This window comes from Gilvibacter sp., from assembly GCF_965601605.1.
In the GTDB taxonomy this organism is placed as follows: domain Bacteria; phylum Bacteroidota; class Bacteroidia; order Flavobacteriales; family Flavobacteriaceae; genus Gilvibacter.
In genome coordinates this window covers 1-8,003 of record NZ_CBFCWJ010000033.1, presented here as the reverse complement: position 1 = coordinate 8,003, position 8,003 = coordinate 1, and the positions used below count along the sequence as shown (strand labels likewise).

Below are 8,003 nucleotides of genomic sequence, written 5' to 3'. Positions count from 1 at the left end.
CTTACGCGTACACCATCTCCTCGTAAAGAGGTCAGCACTCCAGCATCTCTTAAGCGATAGTAATCGTCTGAATTCAATTTCAAATTAAAGATCGACGAATGCATTTCACGATCGCCCAGATGTTGGTCAATTAAACCGCGCTCTAAAAAGGCATCCATCGCATTCGCCCTTAATGGCTTGCAAGGCATTGAAGCAATTTTCAGCTCCCAATTCTTGAATAAATTCAATGGCTTTAGCCACACTGCCGTGGTTCAAGGTATCGTGATGTCCGGGTTCAAAAAGTCGATTGAAAGGAGCATCTTCTCGCTCAAAAACTCTTGTACTCCGTGGAGTTAAAAACCTATGACCTTGGGATATAATTTTTTCCTTGGCAAGCATCCTTGATAAATAGCAAGCCATTACCGTAACCAGAAAGCATCCACTTATAACAACTCTCCCAATCACAAACATCCAGTGGTGAAGTCTGAAAATCGAAAGCTTCTGTACCCAAAAACTGAGTGCAATCTGCTACAAACAAAGTGTTGGGATAGGCGCGTTTCAAATCAGACAGGAAATCAAAACTCAAACGAATACCGCTGATGTATTGTATCAAGGAGAAGGCAAAAACATCTGGGGCTCCCGCCTCGAAAGCCTGTTGAATATTCTGCTCCAAACTCGCATCAATAGCAACATAGCGGTGTGGAAATTCTCGGCGTTCTACGGGCCAATTCAAAGAAGGATAATCCCCACGAAGCATTAAAAAAACGCATCTTAGGGTCAAATCCGTCTAAAAGGGTATTAAAACCAAAAGTAAAATTGGGAATCAAAGCGATGTCATCCATAGACGCTCCAAAGTAAGAACTCACTTTTCCTCTTATGTCTTCAATGAGAATTTTATGATCGTCTCTAAAAATGCTTCCCTGGCTTAAGAAGTCTTGGTCGTGCTGGCTTCGCCATTCAATAACACGCATAGGAATAAGCCCCGACGAAGCAGTATTTAGGTAAGTGAATTCTTTTAAAGGCGGAAATTGATTCTCAAAATCTATCATGATAGAACCGGCGTAATTTTTGGTAACTTTGATCTTATAAATGTAGCGAGAATGTTTTCAAAATCCAGTAAAAAACCGCAGATAGATCAAGACCAAAAAGTGCAGTTTGAATATGCGTCCAAAAGGATTCGTCAAAAAAAAGCGATTGTTTTGCCCATTTTGTGGTCTTTCTCATAGGTTCTTTATTAATGGTAATCCTCAACAAGGGATTGGGTTATGGAGAAGAATTCATGGCGGATTGGTTTGTTTGGGTCATCCTTGCCTGGTTCTGTTTTACTGCTCTATCACGCTGCAACGGTGTTCATTACCAGTAAATTTATGGGTAAAGAATGGGAGTCTAAACAATTGGAAAATCTAAAGGGGAAACAGGAAGCTAAACTCGCAGAATTAGCAGCCTCCATAGACACTGGCTCACCGAGTCCCGACAAAGGAAATCGCAGCAATACCGTGACCATGATAGCCGCTGCCGGAGCCAACAACGAATTGGGCAAAGACAATGATTTGGTTTGGCATCTACCTGTAGATTTTAAACGATTTAAGACCCTTACCACAGGGCATCACATCATTATGGGAAGAAAGACCTTTGAGTCCTTTCCAAAAACTACTTCCCAATCGCATACATGTAGTGATAACTAGAAACCCTGAATACAAAAATCCCAACTGTATCATTGTGAATTCTGTGGAACAAGCCCTTGAGGTATCTGCGCATGACGCTAATCCATTCATTATTGGTGGCGGAGAGATCTACAAACAAGCACTTCCGCATGCAGATAAAATAGAATTGACACGCGTACATGGAGCTTTTTGAAGCAGACACCTTTTTTTCCAGATATCGATGAGCGCATCTGGAAATTGGTGAACTCAGAAAAGCATCCTAAAGACGAGAAGCACGCTTATGAATTCGTCTTTGAAACTTATTTGAGAAAGTAAAGATGTTCAGCGCGGAGGCTCAAAGCTTTAATTGAAAAGCAAACGGGCCCCATAGTAGATTATACGCCTCTTTCTGGCGGAGACATTCATTTGGCCTTAAAGCTGCAAAACGGACAGCGGGAAACTTGGGTAGCTAAAAATTTGCTACGAGTCCACTGAAGATCGAATCCTTACAGTCAGAACTCAAAGGTTTAAAACTATTAGCGAGTACGCGAAGCTTTCAGATCCCAGAGTTAGCAGGCGAATTCACAACTGATTCAAGCACGGCTTTAGTGATGCGCTATGTGGAATCGACACCTACCGATGACTCTTTTTGGGAGGCCTTTGCAGAGCAGCTGAGCAAACTACACAGCAATACTCACCGAAACTTTGGTTTGGATCACGACAATTTCATCGGTTCCCTACCCCAACAAAATAGCTGGCAACACAGTGCGGTGGAACACTATATTTCAGACCGTGTGGAGCCTCAGATCAAATGGGCACATGATGCGGGCTTTCCACTTAGAACCGCCACCTTTTTTAAAAATATAGAGCAACTTATTCCAACACAGAGGCCAGCATTGATCCACGGCGATCTCTGGAACGGCAATTATTTAGCTGGACCTGACGGCCCTGTTTTAATAGATCCAGCGGTTGGATATAGTATTGCGCAGATGGATCTGGCTATGATGGATCTCTTTGGCGGTTTTCCAGATTTAGTTTTTGAATGCTATGCCAGCAAAAGCAAACTGCCTTCCAACTGGCGATCACAGCTAGATATTTATCAATTATACTACCTCTTAGCTCACCTTAACTTATTTGGAAGCAGCTATTTAGCAGGCGTTCAACGTATCCTATCCAAATACAGCTAAAAAGCGTATTTTTACCGCCAAATTCAACCATTATGAAGGCATTTTTATTTCCAGGACAAGGGGCTCAATTCACAGGAATGGGTCAAGATCTTTATGAAGCATCTGCTGAAGCTAAAGCACTTTTTGAATCTGCAAATGAGCAATTGGGTTTCTCCATTACTGATATCATGTTTACTGGAGACGCTGATGCTTTAAAGCAAACTAAAGTAACGCAGCCTGCGATCTTCTTACACTCGGTAATATTGGCTAAAGTAATGGGGAGTGATTTTGCTCCAGATATGGTAGCGGGACACTCTTTAGGAGAGCTTTCAGCCTTAACAGCGAGTGGTGCCTTGAATTTTTCTGACGGATTGAATCTAGTTTCTAAACGCGCCTTAGCTATGCAAGCTGCTTGTGAGATTCAACCCTCAACTATGGCTGCTGTATTAGGACTTGAAGATGCAGTGGTTGAAAATGTATGTGAGCAGACTCCTGGTATTGTAGTTGCTGCCAATTACAATTGCCCGGGACAATTAGTAATCTCTGGAGAAGTACCTGCAGTTGAAGCTGCCTGTGAAAGCTTGAAAGAGGCTGGAGCCCGCCGCGCTTTAATGTTGCCTGTTGGTGGAGCATTCCACTCACCACTTATGGAACCTGCGCGTGAAGAATTAGCTAAAGCTATTGAGAACACCAACTTTAAATCGCCGATCTGTCCGATCTATCAAAATGTAACTGCAGCCGCAGTAACGGATCCGGAGGCAATTAAAGAGAATTTGATCAAACAGCTTACGGCGTCTGTTCGTTGGACACAAAGCATGCAGCAAATGATCGCTGATGGCGCTGAGACTTTTATTGAAGTTGGTCCTGGTAACGTATTACAAGGATTGATCAAAAAGATCGATCGCAGTAAGGAAACTCAGAAAGCTGGAATTGTTTCCTAAGTTGAAATGATTATTTAGAACGGATTTTCTGCTCCCATTTCCAAGCTGACGAGAGTGCGTCTTCATTACTGAAACGGGCTTTCCAGCCTAAAACTTCATTGGCCTTTTGAGTGTCGGCATAAACCGCCACTACATCACCCGGCCGTCTGTCGGTGATTCGATGTGGCAAAGCACTGCCGCTCACTGATTCAAAAGTTTTGATGATATCGAACACAGAGCTTCCTTCTCCTGTACCCACATTAAAGACTTCAAAATTCGCAGTGTTCTTTTGCTCCAGCAATCTACTTAGGGCAATCACATGCGCCTCTGCCAGATCAACCACGTGAATGTAATCGCGAATGCAACTACCATCAGCAGTAGGATAATCATCTCCAAAGACCTGCAATTCGTCTCTAAGACCTGCAGCTGTTTGCGTAATGAAAGGAACTAGGTTCTGCGGTACTCCTAACGGTAATTCACCAATTTGAGCAGAATCATGAGCACCGATCGGATTGAAATAACGCAAGGAAATCGCCGCCAGCCCATATGCTTTACAGCTTTCTAAGATGATCTCCTCTCCCACTTGCTTAGTGTTTCCATAAGGAGAAGCTGCTGGTTTTACCGGCGCAGACTCATCAATGGGAAGATCATCAGGCTGGCCGTAAACGGTGCAAGAACTGCTGAAAATAAGATTTTTAATATCGTGTTTTACACAGCCTTGTAAGACGTAAACCAGACCAGAGATATTGTTCTCATAATACTTTAGAGGATCGGCTACACTTTCTCCAACAGCTTTAGATGCTGCGAAGTGAATCACCCCATCCATGTCTGCATGTTGGGCAAAGTAAGCCGCCGTAGCATTTTTGTCTCGCAGATCTAATTTGGTGAAATGTGGTTGCTTTCCACTGATTGCTTCAATACCTTCTAAAACGGCTTCTGAGCTGTTAGAACAATCGTCCACCACAAAAACCTCAAAACCTGCAGCCTGCAAACAAACCACCGTATGTGACCCAATATATCCTAAACCTCCTGTAACCAGTACTTTTTTAGCTGCCATAGATTAATTGTCTACAAAGTCTAATACTGTTTTTGTGATAAAATCGATCTGCTCCTGATCCAATTCGGTGTGCATGGGTAGGGAGATCACTTCTTCACAAAGCTGATTGGTTACACTAAAGTCTGCCTCATTGTAGCGATCGTCTTGATAGGCCTTTTGGCGATGCAATGGGATTGGATAGTAAACACCGCAAGGAATGCCCTTATCATTTAAATGCGCCACTAAAGCATCGCGCTTTCCATTAGTCACTCTTAAGGTGTACTGGTGAAATACATGACAGTCACAGGTATCACAAACCGTATTGGAAGTATCGCACTTTCCGGTTGGTGTTATTAAATTTGGACTGTGCTGTAGGGCATCCGTATATTTTCTAGCCGCATCACGACGCGTATTGTTGTATCTGTCAAGATGAGGCAATTTAGCGCGTAATACGGTCGCTTGAATAGAATCCAATCGGGAATTTACCCCAACCACATCGTGGTGGTATCTCTTGTACATACCATGGTTTACAATGCCTCGAATGGTATGGGCTAAATCATCATCATTGGTAAAGATGGCGCCTCCATCTCCGTAACAACCTAGGTTCTTTGAAGGAAAGAAAGAGGTTGTACCCACATGCCCAATAACGCCAGTCTTTGTTTTAGCTCCGTTGGCAGCCGTGAAATTAGCGCCAATACCCTGAGCGTTGTCTTCAATGACGTAAAGGTTGTGCTTTTGCGCTAATTCCATAACCGCATCCATATTGGCGCAAAGTCCGAACAAATGCACAGGAACAATGGCCTTGGTCTTGGGCGTAATTGCGGCTTCTATGGCTGCAATATCAATATTGAAATTCACAGGATCAACGTCCACTAAAACGGGAGTCAATTGTAAAAGTGCAATTACCTCAACGGTAGCCGCGAAAGTGAAATCCGCAGTGATTACCTCATCGCCTGGCTTTAGTCCAAGCCCCATCATGGCAATCTGCAAAGCATCGGTTCCGTTAGCACATGGAATAACGTGTTTGGCTCCGAGATAGTCCTCCAATTCTTTTTGAAAACTATGCACTTCTGGCCCGTTGACAAAGGCCGCAGAGGAAACAACATTAAGAATGGAACTGTCTACTTGTTCTTTGATTTCTTGATACTGACCTTGGAGGTCGACCATTTGAATTTTCTTCATTTTCGACGGTGTGAATTAGCATAACAATATTACGAAATTACACGGGCCTTAGCAATCTATTTGGGCAAAGAAACGTATTTTAGCCTGAGGTAATTTAATGCGATCCCTCTACAACATATTGACCCATTTAGGCAGTCCTGTTTTGGAAGTGCTAGGACTGTTCAGTCCCAAAATGAGGTCATTTGTCAACGGACGAAAAGGCTTGTTTGAAAATTTAGAAAAGCACATGCCTGCCACTGGTAAAGTAATTTGGATGCACTGTGCCTCTTTGGGAGAATATGAACAAGGCGTTCCAGTGCTGGAAGCCATTAAAGAGACCTATCCAGAAGTAACCCGCGTGGTCAGTTTCTTTTCGCCATCTGGCTATGAAGTAAAATATAAAACTGCCCTGGCAGAAGTGGTTACCTATTTACCGCTGGACACCAAAGCCAACGCCCGACGATTTTTAGATATTGTGAATCCGGATCTGGCCATTTTTGTCAAATACGAGGTATGGCCGAACTACTTTTTTGAGATGCAACAGCGCAAAGTTCCAAACTTGCTGATCTCTGCCCTATTTAGAAAAGATCAGTCTTTCTTTAAGCCACAAGGAGGCCTTTTACTAAAAGCTTTAAAAACTGTTGATCATTTGTTTGTCCAGAACAGGAACTCCCGAATAATACTCCAACAACACGGTTTTGAAAACATCACTCAAAGTGGCGATACACGCTTTGACCGAGTTTCCAGACAGATTGAACAAGACAACACTTTGGATTTTATGGAGGCTTTTTGTCAAGGTAAAACTACTTTGGTCATAGGAAGTAGTTGGCCCGAGGATGAAGCTGTTTTTAAAGGATTCCTCAAATCCGAAACCGGCCGCAGTATTAAAACAGTTGTTGCTCCGCACTCCATGAATCCAAAAGGCATTGAGCGTTTAGATCAAGAACTGGGAACAGAAGCAGTGCGCTATACTCAGGCTTCCATGGAGGAACTGGAAAAAGCGCAAATCTTGATCTTAGATACCGTGGGATACCTGACCAAAGTGTACAGTTATGCCGATGTCGCCTATGTAGGTGGAGCTATGGGGTCAACCGGACTTCACAATATATTAGAGCCCGCCACTTTTGGAGTTCCTATTATTATTGGTCAAAATTTTGACGCGTTTCCAGAAGCGATTAAACTGCTAGATCTGGCAGGCCTTTACGCAATAAACTCCGCCGAAGGCTTTACAGAAATCATCACCAAAATGTTGGAAGACCCTAAATTCCGTTCGCAAACGGGTATGATCTGTGAGCACTATATCAACAGCAATACGGGTGCTACTAGAACAATCATGAAACACCTTGACGAGCTATACGGTAACCGCTTGGTTTAGATAGCGTCTAAAGGGAAGCATCTCTTTATAAATACGAATCACCTCTTTATTAAAAGCATCATCATAAAGTAACTCGTGAGGCAATTGACAACTCACAGCAAAGGCTTTGCGTTTCAATAGATCTATCTGCGGATGGTCCTCCGCAAACCCCTTAGGAGCGCGAGTTAGCGAATCCGCTTCAATGAGCGCTCCAAACTGCTTCTTAAAAGTAGTTTTGTTTAAAATGGCTTGTAAACGCTCTCCATCATAATCAATGGCTTGACGAATGCTGCGCAATGATTTGGGATCTGGATGCCAATAGCCTCCACCTATAAAAACATCTTCAGTATTAATCTCAATATAAAAGTCACCTTGTTTGCTGAGCTGGTCCAGTCCGGCTCCAAAGTGATCCTTATAAACGGGTCGGTTGGGATGAAACATCAAATTATTGTTGATTCGATTGATAGCCTTTTTACCTGGAGTGTCGTAATAATCGGGATCTATTTTAGCCAGTTCGATATTCATCATATCTAACCAACCCACATAATAATCACGCACACTTTGATACTCTTTGCGGTTTTGATCCATCCAGGCTTTGGAGTTGTTTGCCTGTAGTTTTCGCAAAAATTCAATAAGGCGCTCAAAGCCTTGCCCTTGATTATTCATCTGCTTGTAATCTGTTGATCTGTCCTTTGAGTTCGTCCATGGAGTCTTGCAATTGTTGCAGCAAACTGTTGTTTCCAT

The 8,003-nt window shown here is 43.0% G+C and carries 9 protein-coding genes and 2 pseudogenes; 5 read left to right on the top strand and 6 right to left on the bottom strand.

The window, feature by feature from the left end:
- The 3 genes and pseudogenes from ACSLP7_RS09355 to ACSLP7_RS09345 all read right to left on the bottom strand — a co-directional run.
- A pseudogene (locus tag ACSLP7_RS09355) lies at nucleotides 1-188 on the bottom strand (aminotransferase class V-fold PLP-dependent enzyme); the annotation flags it as partial.
- Between the two features lie 152 nt (nucleotides 189-340).
- A complete protein-coding gene (locus tag ACSLP7_RS09350) occupies nucleotides 341-712 on the bottom strand; it encodes a hypothetical protein (RefSeq protein WP_435579051.1) in 372 nt (123 codons plus the stop codon).
- Entirely contained in the window at nucleotides 660-1,028 is a 369-nt protein-coding gene (locus tag ACSLP7_RS09345; RefSeq protein ID WP_435579050.1) for a hypothetical protein, read from the bottom strand. Before ACSLP7_RS09345 ends, ACSLP7_RS09350 begins: the two co-directional genes overlap by 53 nt.
- A 161-nt stretch (nucleotides 1,029-1,189) precedes the next feature.
- On the opposite strand from ACSLP7_RS09345, the gene ACSLP7_RS09340 reads away from it, so the two are divergent.
- The 4 genes and pseudogenes from ACSLP7_RS09340 (at nucleotide 1,190) to fabD (ending at nucleotide 3,729) form a co-directional block, all read left to right on the top strand.
- Nucleotides 1,190-1,342, top strand: a complete 153-nt coding sequence (locus ACSLP7_RS09340; protein ID WP_435579049.1) for a hypothetical protein — start codon at nucleotides 1,190-1,192, stop codon at nucleotides 1,340-1,342.
- 139 nt (nucleotides 1,343-1,481) lie between these two features.
- Nucleotides 1,482-1,958: pseudogene (locus ACSLP7_RS09335) on the top strand (dihydrofolate reductase).
- Between the two features lie 155 nt (nucleotides 1,959-2,113).
- A complete protein-coding gene (locus ACSLP7_RS09330) occupies nucleotides 2,114-2,809 on the top strand; it encodes a fructosamine kinase family protein (RefSeq protein ID WP_435579052.1) in 696 nt (231 codons plus the stop codon).
- A gap of 32 nt (nucleotides 2,810-2,841) precedes the next feature.
- Nucleotides 2,842-3,729: an ACP S-malonyltransferase gene (gene fabD, locus ACSLP7_RS09325; RefSeq protein WP_435579048.1), complete on the top strand. Its 888-nt coding sequence runs from the start codon at nucleotides 2,842-2,844 to the stop codon at nucleotides 3,727-3,729.
- A 10-nt stretch (nucleotides 3,730-3,739) separates the two neighbouring features.
- Here fabD and galE read toward each other — a convergent pair whose 3' ends face one another.
- Together galE and ACSLP7_RS09315 are read right to left on the bottom strand one after the other, a co-directional pair.
- Nucleotides 3,740-4,765: a UDP-glucose 4-epimerase GalE gene (gene galE / locus ACSLP7_RS09320; RefSeq protein ID WP_435579047.1), complete on the bottom strand. Its 1,026-nt coding sequence runs from the start codon at nucleotides 4,763-4,765 to the stop codon at nucleotides 3,740-3,742.
- Between the two features lie 3 nt (nucleotides 4,766-4,768).
- Nucleotides 4,769-5,926, bottom strand: a complete 1,158-nt coding sequence (locus ACSLP7_RS09315; RefSeq protein ID WP_435579046.1) for a DegT/DnrJ/EryC1/StrS family aminotransferase — start codon at nucleotides 5,924-5,926, stop codon at nucleotides 4,769-4,771.
- Nucleotides 5,927-6,023: 97 nt separating this feature from the next.
- On the opposite strand from ACSLP7_RS09315, the gene ACSLP7_RS09310 reads away from it, so the two are divergent.
- The gene (locus tag ACSLP7_RS09310) at nucleotides 6,024-7,280 is read left to right on the top strand and encodes a 3-deoxy-D-manno-octulosonic acid transferase (RefSeq protein WP_435579045.1); all 1,257 of its coding nucleotides are present in this window, start codon (nucleotides 6,024-6,026) and stop codon (nucleotides 7,278-7,280) included.
- Here ACSLP7_RS09310 and ACSLP7_RS09305 read toward each other — a convergent pair.
- The gene (locus ACSLP7_RS09305; RefSeq protein ID WP_435579044.1) at nucleotides 7,257-8,003 is read right to left on the bottom strand and encodes a DUF2461 domain-containing protein; all 747 of its coding nucleotides are present in this window, start codon (nucleotides 8,001-8,003) and stop codon (nucleotides 7,257-7,259) included. The two genes, ACSLP7_RS09310 and ACSLP7_RS09305, sit on opposite strands and share 24 nt — an antisense overlap.

What these genes read in the sequence shown, in the direction of transcription:
- ACSLP7_RS09345 (WP_435579050.1), bottom strand. Translation starts at nt 1,028, where the DNA reads ATGATAGATTTTGAGAATCAATTTCCGCCTTTAAAAGAATTCACTTAC.
- fabD (WP_435579048.1), top strand. Translation starts at nt 2,842, where the DNA reads ATGAAGGCATTTTTATTTCCAGGACAAGGGGCTCAATTCACAGGAATG.
- galE (WP_435579047.1), bottom strand. Translation starts at nt 4,765, where the DNA reads ATGGCAGCTAAAAAAGTACTGGTTACAGGAGGTTTAGGATATATTGGG.
- ACSLP7_RS09315 (WP_435579046.1), bottom strand. Translation starts at nt 5,926, where the DNA reads ATGAAGAAAATTCAAATGGTCGACCTCCAAGGTCAGTATCAAGAAATC.
- ACSLP7_RS09310 (WP_435579045.1), top strand. Translation starts at nt 6,024, where the DNA reads ATGCGATCCCTCTACAACATATTGACCCATTTAGGCAGTCCTGTTTTG.
- ACSLP7_RS09305 (WP_435579044.1), bottom strand. Translation starts at nt 8,003, where the DNA reads ATGGAAACAACAGTTTGCTGCAACAATTGCAAGACTCCATGGACGAAC.